The sequence below is a fragment of the Zobellia uliginosa genome (assembly GCF_018860745.1).
GTDB classification, from domain to species: Bacteria; Bacteroidota; Bacteroidia; order Flavobacteriales; family Flavobacteriaceae; genus Zobellia; species Zobellia uliginosa_B.
Genome location: NZ_JAHKPY010000008.1, coordinates 20,826 through 43,249, shown reverse-complemented (window position 1 = coordinate 43,249; position 22,424 = coordinate 20,826). Strand labels below are relative to the sequence as shown.

Below are 22,424 nucleotides of genomic sequence, written 5' to 3'. Positions count from 1 at the left end.
TTAGTAGAAAAGCTTACTCCAAACTAGCTAAACTTTTCTCTAATGTTTCTATTTTAGCCTCAGCATCCGCTTGCTTTTGGCGCTCTATACTTATCACTTTTTCTGGTGCATTATTAACAAAACGCTCATTGGAAAGTTTCTTCTGTACGGATTTTAAAAAGCCTTTAGTATACTTCAATTCTTCTTCTATCTTTTTAATTTCTGCCTCAATATCTATTGCGCCACTCATGGGCACAAAGTATTCATTACTCTTTACTCTAAAAGACAAAGCGCCGTCTACCGTGGTCTCAACATAAGATACTTCAGAAATATTAGTCAGTTTTTCTATAACTACGTCCCAAATTTTAGCCAAATCACCTTCGTTTAAAACCATAAGCTCTAAACTCTCCTTCATTGGTATATTCTTTTCTTTTCGGATATTTCTAACCCCAGAAACAACTTCAGCCGCAATATCAAAACTGTCAATAAGTACTTCGTCTACCTTCTCCACTTTTGGCCATTCAGCAACAACCAAAGCATTTTCCGGTGTACGTTCCGTAATGTGTTGCCACACCTCTTCTGTTAAGAAGGGCATAAACGGATGTAACAGTTTCAAGTTTTGTTCAAACAAAGAAATAACCGCTTCGTAAGTAGTCCTATCAATAGGTTTTTGGTAATCAGGTTTTATAATCTCCAACAACCAGGAACTATAATCATCCCAAACCAATTTATAAATAGCCATTAAAGCATCCGAAATACGGTATTTACTAAAATGGTCTTCAATCTCAACCAAGGTTTTATTGAATTTGGCTTTATACCAATCAATTCCTAGTTTAGACGCTTCAGGTTGCGGTAAATCTGCTATTTCCCACCCTTTTAACAGTCGGAAACCATTCCATATTTTATTGGCGAAGTTCTTCCCTTGTTGGCATAAATCTTCATCGAACATTAGATCGTTACCCGCAGCAGAACTTAATAAAAGTCCAACACGAACACCATCTGCACCGTAATCCTCTATCAATTTAAGTGCATCTGGTGAATTTCCTAGCGACTTAGACATTTTTCTACGTTGCTTATCCCGTACCAACCCAGTAAAATATACATTTTGAAAAGGACGCTCATCACGATATTCATACCCGGAAATAATCATTCTGGCCACCCAAAAGAAAATAATATCCGGACCCGTAACCAAATCGTTGGTAGGATAATAATAGTTTACTTCTTCATTGTCAGGTTCCAAAATACCGTTAAAAACACTTATTGGCCATAACCACGAAGAAAACCAAGTATCCAAAGCATCTTCATCTTGCCTAAGGTTAGCTTCTGTCAAATTGGCATTCCCCGACTTTTCTTGCGCCAATTTCAAGGCCTCTCCGGCAGTTTCTGCAACTACAAAATCTTCTTGCCCGTCACCGAAATAGAAAGCGGGAATCTGTTGTCCCCACCACAGCTGACGGGAAATATTCCAATCGCGAATATTCTCCATCCAATGGCGATACGTATTCTCGAATTTTTTTGGGAAGAACTTTACTTCTTCAGTTTCAAGTACTGCCTTGATAGCAGGCTTTACTAAATCTTCCATCTTTAAGAACCATTGATCACTCAAACGTGGCTCAATGACCGCTTTAGTACGTTCAGAAGTACCAACTTTATTTACGTAGTTCTCTTTCTTTACCAAAAATCCTTTTTCTTCAAGTTCCTTGGTAATTTCTTTTCGGACAACAAAACGGTCCTTGCCTTCGTAATGCAGTCCAAATGAGTTTAAAGTAGCATTAGCATTGAAAATATCTATGGTTTCAAGATTATGCTTTTCCCCTAATGCCTTATCGTTAATATCATGAGCTGGAGTTATTTTTAAACAACCTGTTCCAAATTCAATATCTACATATTCATCTTCTATGATAGGTATTACCCTTCCGGAAATAGGGACCACTACTTTCTTACCACGTAAATGGCGGTACCGTTCATCATTAGGGTTAATGCAAATAGCAGTATCCCCTAAGATTGTTTCAGGCCTTGTTGTAGCAATAGTTACACGCTCATCAGAACCTTCAATTGGGTAAGACAAGTAATATAAAAGACCTTGCTTTTCCTCATAGATGACCTCTTCATCAGAAAGTGTGGTCTGCGCTTCTGGATCCCAGTTAACCATACGATGCCCTCTATAAATCAGACCTTTATTGAATAAATCAACAAAAACCTTGATTACAGATTGGTACATGTCATCATCCATGGTAAACTTCGTGCGTTTCCAATCGCAGGATGCTCCTAATTTTTTAAGTTGCCCAAGAATAGCACCACCGTATTCATCCGTCCAATCCCACGCATGTTTTAGAAACTCTTCTCTACTTAAATCAGCCTTATCAATACCTTCTGATTTTAATTTAGCCACAACTTTGGCCTCAGTGGCAATAGAAGCATGGTCCATACCAGGCACCCAACATGCATTTTTCCCCATTAGACGCGCTCTTCTAATTAATACATCTTGTATGGTATTATTAAGCATATGCCCCATATGAAGTACTCCAGTAACATTTGGAGGAGGAATTACTATAGTATACGGCTCTCTTTCATCTGGCGTAGAAGAAAAATAGTCATGCTCCATCCAGTAGTCATACCAGTGGCTTTCAGCTTTTAAGGCCTCATATTTAGAAGGGATATCCATATTTTTGGAACGGTTTTTGTCTAAGGAATGACGGTCGTAACAATAAAGACCGAAATAAGTAGTTACGTTATATATAGTTTATGGCAATTTTGCCGAATTTTAAATACGAAACAAAAATAAGTAACGTTAACAGATAACAAAAGAATTTTGGAGGTTCATCTGAAAAGATTTATCTTTATTATTCCCTAAATTTAACAAAATGAAAAAAATAGTACTTGTATTATTTGTTGGCCTAATGGGCTTATCCCTAACCGCACAGGACAAAGCGGCCAAAATTGAATTCAAATCTGAAACCGTGGATTACGGTGAAATCCAAAAAGGAGCCGATGGTGTTCGCGTTTTTGAATTTACGAATACGGGGCAAGCACCTCTTATTATCAGTAAGGTAAGCTCTAGTTGTGGTTGTACAATTCCTAAAAAACCCGAAGATCCAATTTTACCGGGAAAAACAGGTGAGATTTCTGTAAAATATGATACTAACCGTGTAGGTCCTATTAGAAAAGCGATTACCGTTATCTCTAATGCAGACACACCTACTAAGGTTCTAAAAATTAAAGGTGAGGTTAAGGCCGCTGAAGGCAAATAACATTATCTATAAAATTCAAAAAAGCCCTGATCGAACGATCGGGGCTTTTTATTTGAGCATATTTTTTAGAACGAACGTAAAAAGCAAATCAGAATTGTAGCGCTCAATTAAGAGTTTAATACGTTTGCCTTCCTTTTCATTGATCATCTCCAAAATATCCTGAAGTTTGTATTTGTGAATTTTTTTTCCGTTCACTGCCAATATAACATCACCCTCCTTTAGACCCACTTCGTGTGCAGGACTTCCAGCCCTAATAGCGGATACAATTATTTCCGGAGCCACACTAAGTCTAGTTTGATCTTCAAAAAGTACCTGTACATCACCAAATTCTCTTTTATCATTATATACCACTCCCCTTTCATCAGCAATACTTTCCGCTATGTAACGGATTCCATCATGTTGGAGGTCCAATCCGGATAAATTGTATTTAAAAGGCTTATTGAAGTTAGAATTCTTACTCAGTACAATACGGTTACGCCGGTAATCAAAAACCACATGAAAACGTTTTAATACACAGCCACCAAGACTGCCGTTACGACTCACCAGATTCTTGAGTGCACGCATAGATTCTTTATCCGGAAAAGCCGCTTTTGCATCCTTTAAAACAAAACGCCCTATGCGCAGGCCGTCTACTTTTGTTCTTTTTCCATATATATTTCCATTTAGACCTTTACCTAAAAAATCATCATAGTGCTTATCCGGAACATTTATTGAATCGTTCTCAAAAAGCCAAAGCGCATCACTACTACCGGTATCCAAAAGTAAGCGAACAGGAAGCTCCTTGCCTTGCTTTAATTGAAGGCCAGTATTTAAATACGCCTTCTTAGCCCTTATTGATAGAGGTAAAACCTCCTTGTTTTCACTTTTTTTATATGTATAACTGTTGGAATCTCTGAATTTGATGATTTTTTTGATGTAGTTGATGTCCACCACAAAATCTCTAAAAAGGTCATACCCTATGATACCGTGTACGGGAATACCCAAAGAGGTAGAAAAATTAATACTCTTATCCATTACAATGAAAAGCTTCTGATTCTCATTCGTTATATTTTTTAGTCGAAATTGATTTCCTTTTGAAATCAGGGCTTTTATAGGCGCATCATTTCCAAAACCTTTAATACTAACCTCCGAGACATTGTTGATCTGTACCGAATCGGTTTCGGATATATTGAACAAAATAGGCGTACTTACCCCAGAATCAAGTATAAAAGATAATTCTGTGCCATTAACGTCAATAGGCACTATCATAAGATTATTTAGGAACTGAAATTTTATTTTTTGCACTTTCTGCCCCTGAGGCAAATAGAAGCCCTGTGCCGTTACCAATGAAGAAAGTAACATTAAAAAGAATATGATATGTGGTTGCAGCTTTTTCAACTTTTTTCATATTATCCTCTTTAATCTACGATATTTTAAGATACACATATGATTTTTTAACAAAAGACCAATAAACGATTTCCTTATCTCGCATGGTTTTCTCGTTTGGTTTCCTCATTTTTGCAGCAAAATAGCACCTATATGCCTTTAGTATCACAAAAAGGGCTTTCTATGCCCGAATCGCCTATTAGAAAATTAGTTCCTTTTGCTGAAGAAGCAAAGAAGAAAGGCGTTAAAGTAATTCACCTAAACATTGGTCAACCTGATATCAAAACACCCCAGGTAGCCTTAGATGCAGTAAAGAATAACACATTAGACGTTATAGCCTACAGCCGTACCGAAGGTTCCGAAGAATATCGCGAAAAACTTGCCGCATACTATGCTAAAAACGATATTCTGGTAGAAGGGAAAGATATAATTGTAACCACCGGTGGTTCTGAAGCTCTTGCTTTTACAATGGGCAGCATTGCAGATAATGGTGATGAAATTATTATTCCAGAACCGTTTTACGCGAACTATAACGGCTTTGCAACCGCTACAGGAGTAAAAGTTGTTCCCGTAATATCTCACATCGATTCTAATTTTGCCCTTCCTGCCATTGAAGAATTCGAAAAGTTGATTACCCCAAGAACAAAGGCTATACTTATATGTAACCCAGGGAACCCTACGGGCTACCTGTACACCAAAGAAGAAATTAAGAAACTAGCTGCCATCGTTAAAAAGCATGACCTATTCTTAATTGCGGACGAAGTATATAGAGAATTCACTTATGATGGTAAGGAGCACTACTCTATTCTACAAGAAAAAGGATTAGAGGAAAATGCCATTATCGTAGACTCCGTAAGCAAGAGATATAGTATGTGTGGCGCTCGTATTGGTTGTTTAGTAACAAAAAACAGAGAGGTTATTAAAACGGCTTTAAAGTTTGCACAAGCACGATTATCACCGCCAACTTATGCCCAAATTGCTAGCGAAGCCGCTTTGGAAACACCACAAAGTTATTTTGATGATGTCAAAGAAGAATATGTTGGCAGAAGAAATATACTTATTGAAGAATTAGAAAAAATAGATGGTATTAAAATTGGTAGGCCCCAAGGTGCCTTTTACTGTATTGCAGAATTACCTATTACAGATGCAGATGATTTTGCACAGTGGCTATTGGAAGATTTTAGATTGAACAATGAAACTGTTATGGTCGCACCTGCCGCAGGGTTTTATGCCTCGGAAGGTTATGGGAAGAACCAGATAAGGATTGCCTATGTTTTGGACAAGGACAACTTAAAAAGGGCCGTTAACATACTAAAGGAAGCGTTAAAAAGTTATATAGCTTAATGGAGGTCAAAAAAGATATATCCCTTAAGCCCTATAATACTTTTGGAATTGATGCCAAGGCACGGTTCTTTATAGAAATCAATAGTTTAAAAGATCTTAAACAGGCGCTTCAATTGGATGGATATCCTAATAAATTCATATTAAGCGGTGGCAGTAATATGCTTATAACCAATGATGTTGATGCCTTGGTTTTCCATATCAATCTAAAAGGAAAAGAAGTCATTGAAGAAAGTGATGACAAGGTTATCTTAAAGGTAATGGCCGGCGAAAACTGGCATCAAATGGTGCTATGGACCTTAGACCACAATTTTGGAGGTCTAGAAAACATGTCACTTATTCCAGGCAATACAGGCACAGCTCCAATTCAAAATATTGGCGCTTATGGTGTAGAATTAAAAGACAATTTTGTTTCTTGTGACGCAATGCATATGGAAACACAGACCATAAAGACTTTTTCAAAAGAAGATTGTAAATTTGGTTATCGTGATTCTTTTTTTAAGAATGAAGGAAAGGGAAAATACATTATTACATCGGTAACATTTCAATTAAGCAAAAACAACCATAAGAAGAACACCTCATATGGCGCCATTGAAACCGAACTAACGAAAATGGGGATTTTAGACCCAACCATAAAAGATATTTCAAATGCTGTAATAGCAATTAGGCAAAGTAAATTGCCAGACCCCGCAGTTTTGGGCAATAGCGGGAGTTTTTTCAAAAACCCGATCATAAGCCTAGAAGACTACACAAAGTTCATTGCACTCCACCCCGAAGCTCCATCTTATAAAATTACAGATGAAAGCTATAAAATACCAGCAGGTTGGCTAATTGAACAATGTGGTTTCAAAGGCAAGAGATTCGGTGACGCAGGGATTCACGAAAATCAAGCATTAGTGCTTGTAAACCATGGTGAAGCTACAGGCCAGCAAATATTAAACTTGGCATATAGAATCATTGATGAAGTGGATAAAAAATTCGGTATTAGTATATTACCGGAGGTAAACATCATAAAATAAATAACCCCCAAAGAAGAATCTCGGGGGCTATACCAAACCAAACTAACCAAAAATTAAATGTGCAGTTACCAAGTGCACATTTATATTATTAATATTTTTAAAACGCCTATATAAAAATCAATTTTATAAATTAGCGTTTAAACATATACGGTATTAACATTTAAATTGGATGCCCAAACATTCATTTTTTTTATGGCCGGAACCAAAATATGAGTACACTACTTGAAAAACACATTGTAGAACTGCTTCAAGAAAGAGATGAAAAAGCCATTTCTCTCCTATATGAACATTATGGCGATACGCTTTTGGGGGTAGCCAATAAAGTAGTACGCAATGAGGAATTGGCACAGGATGTCTTACAGGAAAGTTTTATAAAAATCTGGAAAAAATCTGATTCGTATGATTCGTCTAAAGCAAAACTTTTTACGTGGTTATTCCGTATTACACGTAACACTGCTATAGATAAATTAAGAAGTGTAAATACAAAAAGCGATAAGGAAATCCAAATTGATGTTTCAGACGTATATAATTTAGGCGTCAACAGTACAAGACCAGAGTTTATGGACGTCCGTGAGAATTTAGAGAAAATAGAGACCAAATACCAAATTGTGTTGGACGCCTTGTTTTTTGAGGGAATGACACAACAGGAAGCTAGCGATGAGCTTAATATTCCGCTGGGAACTATTAAATCTAGATTGAAAATTGGACTCAGGGAACTCAAGAAAATTTACGGCCCTACATTACTGTTGGTGTTATCATTAAACCTGATATCCTAATAACATGAAAGAAAAAATAAAAACATTTTTAGACTCCGATCTACTGGAAAGCTATCTATTAGGTGCCACCTCTCCCGAGGAAACATTACAAGTAGAACGCTACCTATCCATGTACCCAAAGGTACGTGAGACTTACGAAGAATTGCAGGACAATTTAGAAACGTATGCTAAAATGCATGCCGTTAAAGCTCCTGAAGCCCTTAAAGAAAGAATTCTTAACAGCATTAACAAAGAATCTAACTTTAAAAGAAATTTTTACCGCATGGCAGTTGCTGCTAGTTTTGCCGTATTAATTTCTGCAGGTGCATCCTATTTCTTTTGGGATAAGAACCAAAGTCTACAAGAAGAGAATTCTATCGTTAACAATAAAATAGACGATTTAGAAGAAACAATGCGCGCGCAGTTAGAAGACGTTAGAAATCAATTTATCGTTCTTCAGAATCCTGAAACGAAAAAGTATACCGTTAAAGGAAACAAGAAAGCACAGGAACTCAAGGCTGTTGCCTATATAAACCCTGTTAAAAGGCTTTCTTATATTAATGTTAGCAAACTTCCACATTTGCCAAAAGACCAATGTTACCAGATGTGGACCGAGGTAAATGGCGAAATGTTAAACCTAGGTATTATAAAGGAAGCTAGCAGTCAAGAAAAACTTTTGGCTTTGCCATATGCAGATGATGCCGTTAGTTATATTACTATTGAACCACAAGGAGGCAATCCAAGTCCCACTGTTGAAAATATAGTCGCGAATATAGCATACTAAGCAATCATTTTATTTAAGATATCATTAAGCCCCGAAACTTCCATTTCGGGGCTTAATTTTATATCTTTGTGGCAAAATAATCTTTATGAAACTCCTTTTATTGACCATCGGGTTACTAGCATTGGGATTTGCGGGAATAGCCATTAAAATCTGGGCTAAAAAAGACGGAAAATTTGCAGGCACTTGTGCTAGCCAAAGTCCGTACTTAAATCAGGACGGACAAGCCTGTGGCATGTGCGGTAAATTACCAAGCGAACAAGATTGTAGAAACGAAGCGTAACTTTAATCTCCAAAGCTCAAATCAGAATTTTCATTTTCAAACTATTTTCTTTTGGCAAAAGCCGATGACAATATCCAAATCACTATTCAAAAAGCCCTTGCTGGCAGTCAAATAGCCTACAGCACACTTTTAGATACGTTTTGGAATGGAGTTTATGGTTTTCAGCTAAAACGTACGGAGAACGAGAATGATGCAGAAGATATAACGGTACAGACATTTTCAAAGGCATTTGACAAACTGAGCACCTATAATGCGGATTACGAGTTCAAGACATGGCTCATTACGATCTCCAAAAACATTCATATAGATTTGATTCGGAAACGTAAAAAGAATCTAGAGACCAATGCCAGCCATGATGTAGTGAAAAAAGTACTTGATGATTCCTTATCTGCAGAAGACCAATTAATTAGAGAGCAAAACTTGGCTACTCTTTTAATGCATATAAAAAAGCTGAAGCCACATTACCAAGAAGTTATTAATCTCAGATACTTTAAGGAATTAAGTTATGCTGACATAGCTCAAGAACTTAATGAACCTATTAACAATGTAAAGGTTAAACTATTGAGAGCCAAAAAGCTTTTGGCCGAAGTCATTAGAAGAAAATAACGCTCCCTAGTAAATCCCATATTTGATTCTTTTTTAATCTGAAATTATCAAAAATTCCACAAAAAGGACAAATTGCATCAAAGCAAAAACAGCCCTTTAACATCGGTGCTGCTTCGCTAAATCGTATATTTGTACAAAATTGCATCAAATTATGAGCACAAACACCTTAGATAACGTCCACCCTCCAAAAGGAAAGCCAAAATGGCTTAGAGTGAAGCTTCCTACTGGTAAAAAGTACACGCAGCTTAGAGGATTGGTAGATAAATATGATCTTCACACCATATGCACCTCAGGTAGTTGCCCAAATATGGGAGAATGCTGGGGAGAAGGAACGGCCACTTTCATGATTTTAGGTAATGTTTGTACAAGATCATGTGGTTTTTGTGGTGTTCAGACCGGTCGTCCGGATACCGTAGATTGGGCAGAACCGGAAAAAGTAGCGCGTTCCATAAAGATTATGGGTATTAAACACGCTGTTATCACCTCCGTAGATAGAGATGACCTTAAAGATATGGGCTCTATTATTTGGGCGGAAACCGTTAAGGCCATTCGCAGAATGAATCCTGAAACTACCTTAGAGACATTAATTCCTGATTTTCAAGGAATAGAAAAACATTTAGACCGTATTATAGAGGTAGGTCCGGAAGTAGTTTCCCATAATATGGAAACTGTAAAAAGACTCACTCGAGAAGTGCGTATTCAAGCCAAATATGAACGTAGTCTTGAAGCTCTTCGTTACCTACGGGCCAATGGTGTAAACCGTACAAAATCCGGTATTATGCTAGGTCTTGGTGAACTCGAAGAAGAAGTAATCGAGACTATGAGAGATTTGCGAGATGCCAACGTAGATGTGGTTACCATAGGACAATACCTGCAACCCTCTAAAAAACATTTGCCCGTAAAAGAATTTATTCTTCCTGAGCAATTCAAAAAATATGAGGAAATTGGCCTAGAAATGGGTTTTAGACATGTTGAAAGCGGTGCATTGGTAAGATCTTCCTACAAGGCTCACAAACATATACATTAACCGTTTTTTATTGTAGTTAACTTAACTGTTTAAAAACATTTTTTGGCAAATGAAAAATAGCTTTAGATAGTTCTATTCTTTGGCCACTACCTATCTTATGAAAAAGATCAATATAGGCATTAACGGATTTGGCCGAATAGGTCGAACTCTTTTTAGACTTTTAGACACCCAACCCAATCTAAATGTAGTTGCCATAAATGATTTGGCAGACACCAGAACATTATCGCACTTACTGAAGTATGATAGTATTCACGGGGTTTTCAACCATCAGATTTCCTATGGGGACAACACGATTCTTGTAGACAATAAGCCAATTGCATTAACCAATCACAAAACTCCAAATGACATTATATGGTCTAACTATGATGTTGATATTGTTGTGGAATGTTCGGGGAAATTTAAAACCAAGGAAAGCCTTGAACCTCATTTGAAAAATGGAGCAAAAAAAGTAATCTTATCCGCTCCCCCTGCAGAAGATGATATTAAGATGATTGTGCTTGGAATAAATGAATCATCGCTAAAAGAGAATGATGACATCATTTCAAACGCATCCTGTACCACCAATAATGCAGCCCCTATGATCAAGATAATTGATGAGTTGTGCGGTATAGAACAAGCTTATATCACCACAATACATTCATACACTTCAGACCAAAGTTTACACGATCAACCTCATCATGATTTGAGAAGAGCTCGAGCGGCGTCTCAATCCATTGTTCCTACTACAACTGGAGCGGCAAAGGCTCTAACTAAAATTTTTCCTCATTTGGGTGATGTAATCGGGGGTTGTGGTATTCGGGTTCCAGTTCCCAATGGATCATTAACAGATATTACTTTTAATGTTAAAAAAGAAACTTCAATAGCTGAAATTAATAGAGTTTTTAAGGAAAAATCCGATAATGAGCTTAAAAACATACTTTTATATACAGAAGACCCTATAGTATCAATAGACATAAACAATAGTTATTACTCTTGTACGTTTGACTCTATGATGACTTCGGTCATCGGTAAAATGGTGAAGATTATCGGTTGGTACGATAATGAAACCGGTTATAGCAGTAGGCTTATAGACCTTATATTAGTGTTGTCACGAAATAATTACGTTTGAATCTAGATTTTTCACATATCGGATTAAAAAGAATTCTATCAATATTTATATTGATTTGGGTTGTTCAAAACGCACATGCCCAGGATACACTTGCTTTAGAAAATAGCGATGTTCGCATTTATTTTGAAGAAGCACGTGCTTTTCGAAACCGAGACCAAACCGATCTTGCTCTCGAAGCCTTAGAGAAAGCCTCTAAAGTAGCTGAGGAAAACCAGGACGTAAAAGCACTTATAGATTGTTATCACAAATTTGCGCTGGTCTATCTCAAACTGAAAAAAGAAGAAACCACCTATTTTTATTGGGACAGAGCTAAAGCTTTGCTAAAGGATATAGAATACCCCTATGGCCATGCCATGCAGAAGTACATAGAAGCCATTTTACTTTTCCACGATGAGAAAAACTTCCAGGCTATCTTTATGCTTAACGAGGCTAAACAACTGAACAACGACCGTAATTTTTTCAATAACATTTTACTCGCAGAAGGTAATATTTATCTAAAATTGGAAAAATACGAAAGTGCCGCCAAAAATTTCAACTCGTTAATTATCAATACGGATATTTATGAGAGCGATTACCTTGCTACCAAGGCTCATTTAGGGTTGGCACAATTGCATCTTAAAACAGAGGATTTAGAACAAAGTGCCGAAAACGGCGAAAGTGCATTGAAACTGGCAAAAAAGAATAAATTTTTTAAAGAAATATGGGAAGCCAATGAAATGCTTACCACGGTTTACGAAAGACTTGGTGAATACAATAAGTCACTAGCCAATAACCGTAACCTATTGCATATTCGGGATTCACTCTTCAACATTGCAAAAATGAAGACCGAAGCGAAAACTGCGGAAAAAATTCAGTTTGATTTTATGAGCGATGAAATAAAACGCCAAGAACAAAAAATTGAAGAACTGAACGAATCCAAAAACAAATCTGATATTACGGCAATACTTACCTCTGCCCTATTGACCATTATTACCTTATTGGCAGTTTCTCTATTTAGGAATAACCAGATAAAATTAAAAACCAACGATCTTTTACAAACAAAGAACAACGAACTTAAAGCTGCCAGAGACGCCGCGGTAACAGCCATGGAAGCTAAGACCAACTTCCTGTCTACAGTTAGCCACGAACTTAGGACTCCACTTTATGCGGTTACAGGTCTTACTCATTTGCTTTTGGAAGAAAACCCTAGTAAAGGTCAGAAAGAACACCTTAAAGCGCTAAAATTCTCAGGAGATTACCTGTTGAATTTCATAAACGACATTCTACAAATCAATAAGATCGACGCCGATAAACTGGAACCGTTGAATGTAGAATTCAATCTTAAAAAAGTACTTCAGGAAGTTATTGATTCACTTAAGCAAAGTGCTCAAGGCAATAACACAACACTCGTTTTGGATTATGATAGGAATATTCCATATCACTTAATGAGCGACCCATTAAAACTTTCCCAGATATTCTTGAATCTAGTTGGTAACGCTCTGAAATTTACTAAGGGAGGAGAAGTTAAGGTTACCGCCAAAGTCATGAAAAAAGAAGATGAAGACGTTACTCTTTATTTTGAAGTGAAAGATAATGGTATTGGTATTGCCAAAGAGCAACAACAGAACATCTTTGATGGTTTTGAACAAGGTTCCATCCAAATTAATAGAGAATATGGCGGTACAGGCCTTGGTCTTACCATTGTTAAAAGTTTATTGGGGCTTTTTGAAAGTAGAATAGAACTAGAGAGTGAATTAGGTGTTGGTAGTACCTTCTTCTTTCAGTTGGAAATGAAATGTAAGGATAGTATTGTTGACGATATTCCGTTTGAGGTAACTCCAGAGGAGTACAACTTTAAAGGTTTGAATATTTTAATTGTTGAGGACAACAAAATCAACCAGGTCATCACCAAGAAAATGCTCACCAAAAAAGAAATTACCAGCGACATCGCCAACAATGGTGGCGAAGCAATTGATATGGCCCGTGAGAACTATTATGATGCCATATTAATGGATATTCATATGCCAGGTATTGGTGGTGAAGAAGCTACGATTGAAATTCGCAAATTTGATATTGTTACGCCTATTATAGCGCTTACCGCTATTTCTTTGGACGATAGTTTGGAAAGCTTCTATGCTGCCGGATGTAATGACGTGGTTACCAAACCTTTTAAACCAGAGGTGTTCTATCAAAAAATAGGAGAAAATATCTTCAACAAGAAAAAACTTAAGAATGCTACTTCATAAATTCTTGTAATCTAACTTTTAACAGGGATTCGCCTTCTTCTAAAAATTGATGTTTTACGGGTATAAATAAGATGTCTTTTACTTCATGCTTTAACCGTACGAAATCCTTTTCCGTAGTAAGTATACATTCCTTTTCTCGTAGAACCGAAAGTTCTGAATCACTAAAATTATGATGATCCTTAAATTTTAGATGTTCAAATTTGAGTCCTTTGGTTTTTAAGTAATCCACCAGTGGTTTAGGATTAGCAATACCAGTTACAAGAGTTACATTTCTCGACTTTAAATCAACTAATGAGAGAGATGAATTAATTGTTTGCAAGTTATCATTATAAGCAAGATAAGAGAACAACACTTGCTGATGAGACTTTGGTTTAAGCTTCGCAATAATTGCTTTCCGTTCCTTTAGACTTAAATCTTTAGGACATTTTGTTACCGCAATAACCTGTGCTCTACCTGCCTCTTTCTTACTATCCCTTAAATTGCCCGTTGGCAGGTACCAGTCATCAACATAAAGATCGCCAAATGAAGTTAAAAGAATAGAGAAGTCACAGTTTACCTTGCGATGTTGGTATGCATCATCTAACAGAATAACTCTGGGGTTAATATTCTTCTCTAGTAATCTTATACCATTTCTTCTGTCCGCATCAACTGCTAGTGAAATATCAGGGTATTTAGAAAAAATTTGAAAAGGCTCATCACCAAGGGTTTTGACGGTTGCATTTTCATCTGCCAAAACAAAACCTTTTGATTTCCTCCTATACCCCCTACTCAATACCGCAACTTTAAAATCCTCCTTAAGCAAACCCACCAATAACTCCACCATAGGCGTCTTACCCGTACCACCTGCGCTTAGATTACCAATACAGATAGTAGGCGTTTTGAAACTTGTGGAACTAAAAATTCCTTTATCATAGAAATAGTTCCTAAGGTAAACGACCAAAGCATATAGTAATGAAACGGGAAATAATATTTTTCTGAGTACTTGCACAAAGGCGAAATTATAATATTTTATCTTTAGACCTCATAAAAATACGTATGACCGTAAAAGAAGTTACAGATATACTAGAAGATTTAGCCCCTTTATCCTATGCGGAAAGCTTTGACAATGTTGGGCTGTTGGTTGGTAATCCCAGTACTAAAGTTACTGGAATACTAGTTACTCTAGATACGCTAGAGAATGTTGTTGATGAAGCTATAGAAAACAAATGCAACCTAATCGTTAGCTTTCATCCTATTATCTTTGGGGGACTTAAGAAACTTACCGGTAAATCCTATGTAGAGCGTGTAGTTATAAAAGCGATAAAAAACGATATCGCAATTTACAGCATGCATACTGCTTTAGATAACGTCACCCAAGGTGTAAATGGAAAAATCTGTGACGTATTGGGGATTAAAAATCCGCAGATACTTATTCCCCAAAAAGAATCAATTAAAAAATTAACCACCTACGTACCCATAAAAGATGCTGACGCCCTTAGAGATGCTCTTTTTGACGCAGGCGCGGGAAATATTGGTAATTATAGTAACTGCAGTTTTAACACCAACGGAAAAGGAAGTTATAAGGCGGGTGAAAACGCCAATCCAACTATGGGAGAAATTGGAAAAACCCATTATGAAGAAGAAACTCAGCTAAGCGTTACTTTTTCTAAAGCTTATCAAGCCAAAATAATGAAAGTTCTCTTTTCATCCCACCCCTATGAAGAAGTAGCTTATGAGGTGATTACTTTGGAAAATACCGATCAAAATATTGGCATGGGTATGGTAGGTAGACTTCAAAATCCGATTGATGAAATTAATTTTCTGAACGAGGTAAAGAAAAAAATGGGTTCAGAAGGTATAAGACATTCGAAACTATTAGGCAAAAAAATTATGAAAGTTGCTGTCTTAGGAGGTAGCGGAGCCTTTGCTATAGAAGCAGCAATGGCTTCAGGAGCTGATGTTTTGATTACATCAGACATAAAATACCACGAGTTTTACAAAGCGGAAGGTAAAATGATAATTGCCGATATCGGACACTATGAAAGCGAGCAGTTTACAAAAAACCTTTTAGTTGACTATCTTACAAAAAAAATCCCTAATTTTGCAATCCGTTTATCGGAAAGTAAAACCAATCCCATCAAGTATTTATAAAGTATATGGCAAAAAAATCAGAAGCAACGGTAGAGGAAAAATTAAGGGCATTGTACGACTTGCAATTGATTGATTCTAGAGTAGATGAAATACGTAATGTACGAGGCGAACTTCCTTTAGAAGTAGAAGATTTAGAAGATGACGTTCTTGGTCTTAAAACAAGATTGGATAAGTTGAAGACAGATGTTGAGACCATCAATTTTGAGATTGGTGCAAAGAAGAATCTTATTGATGAGGCTAAAGCACTTATAAAGAAGTACACAGAACAACAAAAGAACGTTCGCAACAGCAGAGAATTCAACTCTATCAGCAAAGAACTTGAATTTCAAGAGCTTGAAATTCAATTAGCCGACAAGAACATTAAAGAATTCAAAGCACAAATTGAGCAGAAAAAATCAGTTATTTCTGAAACGAAAGAACGTCTTTCTGAGCGCGAGTCCCATTTGAAGCATAAGAAAAGTGAGCTTGACGCTATTTTGGCAGAAACCGAAAAAGAAGAGAAGGCACTTATAGCCCAGTCCGAAAAATACCAAAGCGAAATAGAGGAACGTCTAGTTAAGGCATATACTCGTATCCGTAACAACGTGAAAAACGGATTAGCTGTTGTTCCTATCGAAAGAGGTGCATCGGGCGGTTCCTTCTTTACTATTCCTCCTCAGGTACAGGTTGAAATTGCTTCCCGCAAGAAAATCATTACCGACGAGCATAGTGGCAGAATACTAGTAGATCCTGTTCTTGCCGAAGAAGAACAAGAAAAAATGGGTAAGATGTTCACTAAAATGTAATATCTAATTACCAAATTAAATCAAAGCCATCTACTACTAAGTAGGTGGCTTTTTTAGTATCTTAAGAATTGAAAACCAATGCTAATGAGACTCTTAAGATATACCCTACTGATTTTAGGTTTTATAACTTCTTCCCATATGACAGGACAAGACTTACAGGACTATAAATGGAAGAACAGACTCCTAATATTCGTTGCTGAAAATACCGACAACAAAATTCTCAAAACCAACCTAACTGCTTTTACAGAGCAACAAAAAGAACTTACCGAACGAGATTTGATGATTTTTGTAATAAACCCGACTCATATTTATAATCAAGACGGTAGCAAAGCAAATCTAAACCCAGGAGCTGTATATAAACAGTTAAATCTGTCTTCTGGATTTAAAGGCCTTCTATTAATTGGTAAGGATGGTTTTATTAAAGCAAAAAAAGCCTATCCGGTGGCTCCTGAGGCCATCTTTACCAAAATTGATGGTATGCCCATGCGCCAAGCGGAACAACACGATAAGGAACGCTAAATTAAACTTAGAATTTTCTGTTCAACCTCTTTACTATCCCATTTTTCTTCAATATTGGGTATTAGCATCACCTCTTGCATGATTTTTTCCTGTGCATCCCCAAGAGCAAGCGCCTCTGCATAAGGTCTATTGGAGAAAGTAACCCTAGAATAGGCTGGAATCCATTTATCTGGATGCAGACTAGCAAAATACTTTTCAATTTTTTTCTGTAACAAAAATTTTGGGTCTGCGGTCTTGCTACTCATTTCAACAAAATTTCTATAGCTAAGTTCTGCAATGGCATCGGCATTAGGTTTTCGTTCTTCTTGGTATGCTTTAAAAACAGCCTCCCAATCATCACCGTATTTTTGAATCTTTTGCTTTAAAACAAAAATATCTTCAAAACCTGCATTCATACCTTGTCCGTAAAACGGAACTATGGCATGCGCCGAATCTCCCACTAAAGCAACTTTATCCCAGTAGGTCCAAGGATAACACTTCATCGTGACCATGGCACTTGTTGGGTTTTTAAAGAAGTCTCCCGTTAGGTTCTCAATTTCCTTTCTGACATTGGGAAAATAAGTCTTGAAAAAGACTTTTGCCTGTTCTTTGGTCTGAATACTATCAAAAGAAGTTTCACCTTCAAATGGCATAAACAATGTACATGTAAAACTACCATCTATATTGGGCATAGCTATTAACATGAACTTACCTCGCGGCCAAATATGAAAAGAATTCTTATCTAACTTATGACTTCCATCCTCATTGGCCGGAATGGAAAGTTCCTTGTAACCAACATCTATAAAATTCTGAGAATAATCAAAACGGCTACGGCGCTGCATTTTATGACGTACACGTGAAAACGCGCCATCACACCCAAAAATAATATCGTAATTATACTCCTTCCACTCCCCTTTTTCTGTATCGCCCGTAAATAAAGTTGCTTCAGGAAGATTTACGTTCCACACTTTTTCGTCAAAACGAAACTCAACTCCAGCCTCCTCTGCTAAGTCAATCATCCTTTTATTTAATACACCTCTAGAAATAGACCATATAGCCTCGCCCTCCTTACCATACTTCTGAAAATAAATGGGCTTATCTATTACGTGCATGGCGCGCTTATCCAAAGGAATGGCTATTTTCTTGATTTCATCGGCTATACCAACTTCGGCCAATGACTGCCAACCTCTATTACTCATAGCCAGATTAATGGATCGTCCTGAGAATTTTATATTCCGGATATCAGGTCTTCTATCAAAAACTGTTATGGTATGGCCCATTTTTTTGAGATAAATGGCCAATAATGAGCCCACAAGGCCTGAACCTATAATGGCTATATTCTTGGAAGATTGTTTCATATATTTTTCGCTGAGAAGCTTTCTTAAGCCCGAAAGTAAGATATCAAAATTAAAAGTGTCGTTATACTTTCAAAAATTGATCCAAATACACAGAGTAAAGAAATAATGTTTAATAATTATTTAATTTAGTGAAACAAAATAAACAAAATGTTTCATTACAAATCAACGGACCTAGAGAAATTACCATCTCGTTATCGCGCCAATTTAATAAATAGCTGTACGGGTTATAAATCTGTAAACCTTTTAGCTACTAAATCTAATCAGGGCAATACAAATCTAGCAATTTTTAATTCAGTAGTTCACATTGGTAGCAACCCAGCTATGTTAGGATTTATTTCTCGCCCTTTAACAGTGCCTAGACATACCTATCGGAACATTCGCGAACATAATTTATTTACTGTAAATCAAGTAAACAAACATATTTTTGAAAAAGCACATCATACCTCGGCAAAATATGATGAAAAAATATCCGAGTTTGACAAAACCAATCTAACCGAAGAATACCTAGATGATTTTGATGCCCCCTATGTAAAAGAAAGCGCTATTAAACTTGGGTGTGAATACGTAAGCGAATACAAAATTGAAGAAAACGGATGCTTACTTATAATTGGGGCAATTAAACATATCTATCTTAATAGTGATATCGTAGCCGAAGACGGTTGGGTAAAATTAGATGATGTAGATACGATGTCATCAGTTGGGTTGGATGGTTATGCTTTACCAAAAATCATTGACCGTTTAAGCTATGCAAAACCGGATGAAAATATAAATTCACTCTGGAATGAGTCATAAGAAAGTGAATCTTCCCACCAAAATATGTACAGTTTGCAAGAGACCCTTTACCTGGCGCAAAAAATGGGAACGCAATTGGGAGTCTGTAAAGTATTGTAGTGATAAGTGCCGTAAATCCAAGTGAGATTTTAATACTCATGAATAACATTTCTAAAAATGAATTTAATCTGGTTTAGAAACGATTTAAGAGTGGCGGATAATTTAGCATTGCAGCAAGCTTGCAATGGTGGTAAAGTATTGGCTATCTACTGTTTTGACCCACGCCAATTTAGTGACCTTCGGTTTGGTTTTAAAAAAACATCTCAGTACAGAGCCCAATTTTTAATTGAAACCGTTACCGAATTAAAGCAAAGTTTAGGCCAACTAAATATTTCGTTATTAATTTATCATGATAAGCCCGAAAATATTATTCCAAAGCTCATTTCGCAATACAATATTAATAAAGTATACCTTCAGAAGGAGTGGACTTCAGAAGAAAAAACCGTGGCCGACTCAGTCATTTCAGCATCTTCAAAAGATGTTACATTTAAAAGCTCGTACAACCAGTTTTTAATACATCCTGAAGACATTCCTTACAATGATTTTAAACAAATTCCCGAAGTTTTCACCAATTTCAGAAAAGCTTGTGAAGCACATCTAAAAATTAGACCGCTCATTCCCATTCCAGAACCTTTACCAAAAGATAACCTGGTAAAAAATGACACAAACGTGGTTGAACTTACGGACTTTGGTCTAGATTACTTTCAATTAGATTACAGGAGTGCTTTTCCTTGGAAGGGAGGAGAACTACAGGCGTTAGCAAGAGTAGATGAATACCTATGGAAAACTAAAAGATTATCGGTTTATAAGAAAACGCGTAACGGACTTATCGGAACGGATTATAGTTCAAAATTTTCTGCATGGTTAGCTAACGGGAGTATATCACCACGAACCATATATTGGCAGATAAAACAATTTGAAAAAGAAATCGTCAAAAACGAAAGTACCTATTGGTTGTTTTTTGAACTATTGTGGAGAGATTTTTTCAAGTTCGTTTCACTAAAACACAAGAATAAAATTTTTCAAATAAAGGGTATTTCTAATGAATCTTACCAATGGGAAAATTCTAAGGAAACCTTAAAAATGTGGATTGAAGGGCGTACAACATCTTCATTTATAAACGCGAATCTGAAAGAATTAGCCTTAACAGGTTGGATGAGCAATAGAGGAAGGCAAAATGTAGCTAGCTTTTGGTCAAAAGAATTAAAACAAGATTGGCGCATAGGTGCTTCCTATTTTGAAAGTATGCTTATTGATTATGACGTTCACAGTAATTGGTGTAATTGGATGTATACCAGCGGAGTAGGAAACGACCCAAGAAACAGAAAATTTAATCCTAGCAGACAAGCAACGGTGTATGACCCCCAAGGGAAATTTCAAAATTTATGGTTACAACCAACGTTGTTCTAATGCTTACTATTATAAAAACAGAATAGGAAAAATGAAAACATTACGATTAATATTAGGCGATCAACTAAATGAAAATCACTCATGGTTTCAAACCGTAGACGATAATATAATTTACATAATGGCAGAAATGCGCCAAGAAACAGATTACGTAAAACACCATATCCAGAAGGTAGTCGCCTTTTTTATTTCTATGCGTAATTTTTCTGAAATACTAACATCAAAAGGACACCAATGTATTTACTTAAAAATATCGGATGATACAAACCCACAGGATTTAAAAGCTATCATTAAGCGCCACCTTAAAGCAACAGGTTCCCAAAAATTTGAATACCAATTGCCTGATGAATATAGACTGGACCAACAACTAAAGCAGATTTGCGAAGAACTGAATTGCGATTATGAGATTGCGGATACCGAACATTTTTACACCACCCGCTTTGAATTAAAGAATTTTTTCTCCGGAAAGAAACAACTTATCATGGAAAGTTTCTACCGGATGATGCGTAAGAAGCACCATATATTAACCACCGGAGACCAACCAGAAGGGGGCAAATGGAACTATGACCATAGCAATCGTAAGAAATGGAAAGGGCAGCCTATTATTCCAGAAATAAAAAAATTTGAACGTAACGTTTCAGCAGTAATCGAAGAAATCAAAAATAGCGGCGCAAAGACTTTTGGACATATAGAGCCAAACGACTTTAATTGGCCTTGCTCCAGAAAAGAATCACTTTCTGTATTGTCCTACTTCTGTGAAAATCTTTTAATGCATTTTGGTGATTACCAAGATGCTCTTCATACCGAAGAAAAATTTCTATTTCACTCTCGCTTATCTTTTGCCATGAACAGCAAGATGATAGCTCCCAAAGAGGTAGTGGATAGCGTCATAGCCCATTATCGCAATAACACAGATTCCATTCAAATTTCTCAAGTAGAAGGTTTCGTTAGGCAGATACTAGGATGGCGGGAATATATGCGTGGTATGTATTGGAAAGAAATGCCCCTATATGCAAATCATAACAAGCTTAACAATAGCAACTCCCTACCTAACTTCTTTTGGACAGGTAAAACCAAAATGAATTGTTTACATCATGCCATAGACCAAAGTCTTAATGAGGCCTACGCGCACCATATACAACGTTTAATGATTACCGGAAATTTTGCCCTTTTAAATATGACCGATCCCAAGGAAGTAGACGAATGGTACCTAGGTATTTACATAGATGCTATTGAATGGGTAGAAATTACCAATACCCGTGGTATGAGCCAGTTTGCAGATGGAGGTCTTGTTGCCACAAAACCCTATGTAAGCAGCGCCAATTATATTAACAAAATGAGTAATTATTGCAGCAGCTGTCACTACTCCCACACTAAAAAACTGGGGGACAAAGCCTGCCCTTTTAACGCGCTATATTGGAATTTTCTTGATGAAAAACGCCAATACTTTAGCTCCAATAACCGCATGGCCATGATGATGAGCCTTTTAAACAAAAAACCATCGGAAGAACTGAAAGCATTGAAAGAAAGAGCAAATGAAATAATAAGCAATCCGGACCAATTTTAGTTTAATATTTTTTTAACGAAAACAGAACGTCCCTAGATAATTGTTGAAACGTAAATAATATGAAAATTCCGCGAGAGCGTCTATATATATATCCAAAAAAAGACCTTC

At 36.6% G+C, this 22,424-nt stretch carries 22 protein-coding genes; 17 read left to right on the top strand and 5 right to left on the bottom strand.

Annotation, left to right across the window (positions count from 1 at the left end):
- Positions 1-13 precede the first annotated feature (13 nt).
- Positions 14-2,644, bottom strand: coding sequence for a valine--tRNA ligase (locus tag KO521_RS11000; RefSeq protein WP_215939979.1), 2,631 nt, complete (start codon positions 2,642-2,644; stop codon positions 14-16).
- 199 nt (positions 2,645-2,843) lie between these two features.
- Here KO521_RS11000 and KO521_RS10995 point away from each other — a divergent pair, with 199 nt between their 5' ends.
- On the top strand, positions 2,844-3,230 hold the full coding sequence (locus KO521_RS10995) for a DUF1573 domain-containing protein (protein WP_215939978.1): 387 nt from the start codon (positions 2,844-2,846) through the stop codon (positions 3,228-3,230).
- A 48-nt stretch (positions 3,231-3,278) separates the two neighbouring features.
- Here the strand turns inward: KO521_RS10995 and KO521_RS10990 are convergent, their stop codons facing one another.
- Positions 3,279-4,478, bottom strand: coding sequence for an aspartyl protease family protein (locus tag KO521_RS10990; protein ID WP_252730023.1), 1,200 nt, complete (start codon positions 4,476-4,478; stop codon positions 3,279-3,281).
- A 4-nt stretch (positions 4,479-4,482) separates the two neighbouring features.
- Positions 4,483-4,617 carry a hypothetical protein gene (locus KO521_RS20535; protein ID WP_289846413.1) on the bottom strand — a complete coding sequence of 45 codons (135 nt, stop codon included), beginning with the start codon at positions 4,615-4,617 and terminating at the stop codon, positions 4,483-4,485.
- A 131-nt stretch (positions 4,618-4,748) separates the two neighbouring features.
- Here KO521_RS20535 and KO521_RS10985 point away from each other — a divergent pair, with 131 nt between their 5' ends.
- The 9 genes from KO521_RS10985 to KO521_RS10945 all read left to right on the top strand — a co-directional run bounded on the left by KO521_RS10985 (position 4,749) and on the right by KO521_RS10945 (position 13,740).
- The gene (locus KO521_RS10985) at positions 4,749-5,939 is read left to right on the top strand and encodes a pyridoxal phosphate-dependent aminotransferase (RefSeq protein WP_215939977.1); all 1,191 of its coding nucleotides are present in this window, start codon (positions 4,749-4,751) and stop codon (positions 5,937-5,939) included.
- Positions 5,939-6,955: a UDP-N-acetylmuramate dehydrogenase gene (murB, locus tag KO521_RS10980; RefSeq protein ID WP_215939976.1), complete on the top strand. Its 1,017-nt coding sequence runs from the start codon at positions 5,939-5,941 to the stop codon at positions 6,953-6,955. Before KO521_RS10985 ends, murB begins: the two co-directional genes overlap by 1 nt.
- A gap of 209 nt (positions 6,956-7,164) precedes the next feature.
- A complete protein-coding gene (locus tag KO521_RS10975; RefSeq protein WP_215939975.1) occupies positions 7,165-7,731 on the top strand; it encodes an RNA polymerase sigma factor in 567 nt (188 codons plus the stop codon).
- Positions 7,732-7,735: 4 nt separating this feature from the next.
- Positions 7,736-8,494 (top strand): anti-sigma factor, encoded by a 759-nt coding sequence (locus KO521_RS10970; protein ID WP_215939974.1) that lies wholly within the window; start codon positions 7,736-7,738, stop codon positions 8,492-8,494.
- Between the two features lie 85 nt (positions 8,495-8,579).
- On the top strand, positions 8,580-8,774 hold the full coding sequence (locus tag KO521_RS10965; RefSeq protein WP_215939973.1) for a membrane or secreted protein: 195 nt from the start codon (positions 8,580-8,582) through the stop codon (positions 8,772-8,774).
- 51 nt (positions 8,775-8,825) lie between these two features.
- Entirely contained in the window at positions 8,826-9,380 is a 555-nt protein-coding gene (locus KO521_RS10960) for an RNA polymerase sigma factor (protein WP_215939972.1), read from the top strand.
- A gap of 151 nt (positions 9,381-9,531) precedes the next feature.
- On the top strand, positions 9,532-10,407 hold the full coding sequence (gene lipA / locus KO521_RS10955) for a lipoyl synthase (protein WP_215939971.1): 876 nt from the start codon (positions 9,532-9,534) through the stop codon (positions 10,405-10,407).
- Between the two features lie 97 nt (positions 10,408-10,504).
- On the top strand, positions 10,505-11,515 hold the full coding sequence (gene gap, locus KO521_RS10950) for a type I glyceraldehyde-3-phosphate dehydrogenase (protein WP_215939970.1): 1,011 nt from the start codon (positions 10,505-10,507) through the stop codon (positions 11,513-11,515).
- Positions 11,512-13,740 (top strand): tetratricopeptide repeat-containing hybrid sensor histidine kinase/response regulator, encoded by a 2,229-nt coding sequence (locus KO521_RS10945; RefSeq protein ID WP_215939969.1) that lies wholly within the window; start codon positions 11,512-11,514, stop codon positions 13,738-13,740. The genes gap and KO521_RS10945 overlap by 4 nt, the downstream gene beginning before the upstream one ends.
- On the opposite strand, the gene lpxK is transcribed toward KO521_RS10945, so the two are convergent.
- Positions 13,730-14,728 carry a tetraacyldisaccharide 4'-kinase gene (lpxK, locus tag KO521_RS10940; protein WP_215939968.1) on the bottom strand — a complete coding sequence of 333 codons (999 nt, stop codon included), beginning with the start codon at positions 14,726-14,728 and terminating at the stop codon, positions 13,730-13,732. The genes KO521_RS10945 and lpxK overlap by 11 nt on opposite strands.
- A gap of 47 nt (positions 14,729-14,775) precedes the next feature.
- Here lpxK and KO521_RS10935 point away from each other — a divergent pair, with 47 nt between their 5' ends.
- From KO521_RS10935 to KO521_RS10925, 3 genes are all read left to right on the top strand, one after another.
- Positions 14,776-15,870, top strand: a complete 1,095-nt coding sequence (locus KO521_RS10935; RefSeq protein WP_215939967.1) for a Nif3-like dinuclear metal center hexameric protein — start codon at positions 14,776-14,778, stop codon at positions 15,868-15,870.
- A gap of 5 nt (positions 15,871-15,875) precedes the next feature.
- The gene (locus KO521_RS10930) at positions 15,876-16,655 is read left to right on the top strand and encodes a zinc ribbon domain-containing protein (RefSeq protein ID WP_215939966.1); all 780 of its coding nucleotides are present in this window, start codon (positions 15,876-15,878) and stop codon (positions 16,653-16,655) included.
- Between the two features lie 84 nt (positions 16,656-16,739).
- Positions 16,740-17,174 carry a DUF4174 domain-containing protein gene (locus tag KO521_RS10925; RefSeq protein ID WP_215939965.1) on the top strand — a complete coding sequence of 145 codons (435 nt, stop codon included), beginning with the start codon at positions 16,740-16,742 and terminating at the stop codon, positions 17,172-17,174.
- Here the strand turns inward: KO521_RS10925 and KO521_RS10920 are convergent.
- Positions 17,171-18,511 (bottom strand): FAD-dependent oxidoreductase, encoded by a 1,341-nt coding sequence (locus tag KO521_RS10920; RefSeq protein WP_215939964.1) that lies wholly within the window; start codon positions 18,509-18,511, stop codon positions 17,171-17,173. The two genes, KO521_RS10925 and KO521_RS10920, sit on opposite strands and share 4 nt — an antisense overlap.
- 147 nt (positions 18,512-18,658) lie before the next feature.
- Here KO521_RS10920 and KO521_RS10915 point away from each other — a divergent pair, with 147 nt between their 5' ends.
- Genes KO521_RS10915 through KO521_RS10900 form a run of 4 tightly spaced genes read left to right on the top strand, consistent with a single transcriptional unit; the run spans position 18,659 to position 22,316 of the window.
- Positions 18,659-19,303 (top strand): flavin reductase family protein, encoded by a 645-nt coding sequence (locus KO521_RS10915; RefSeq protein ID WP_215939963.1) that lies wholly within the window; start codon positions 18,659-18,661, stop codon positions 19,301-19,303.
- A complete protein-coding gene (locus KO521_RS10910) occupies positions 19,293-19,427 on the top strand; it encodes a DUF2256 domain-containing protein (RefSeq protein WP_215939962.1) in 135 nt (44 codons plus the stop codon). The genes KO521_RS10915 and KO521_RS10910 overlap by 11 nt, the downstream gene beginning before the upstream one ends.
- A gap of 32 nt (positions 19,428-19,459) precedes the next feature.
- A complete protein-coding gene (locus KO521_RS10905) occupies positions 19,460-20,752 on the top strand; it encodes a DASH family cryptochrome (protein ID WP_215939961.1) in 1,293 nt (430 codons plus the stop codon).
- 31 nt (positions 20,753-20,783) lie between these two features.
- Positions 20,784-22,316 carry a cryptochrome/photolyase family protein gene (locus KO521_RS10900; RefSeq protein ID WP_215939960.1) on the top strand — a complete coding sequence of 511 codons (1,533 nt, stop codon included), beginning with the start codon at positions 20,784-20,786 and terminating at the stop codon, positions 22,314-22,316.
- The last annotated feature ends 108 nt before the right edge of the window (positions 22,317-22,424 follow it).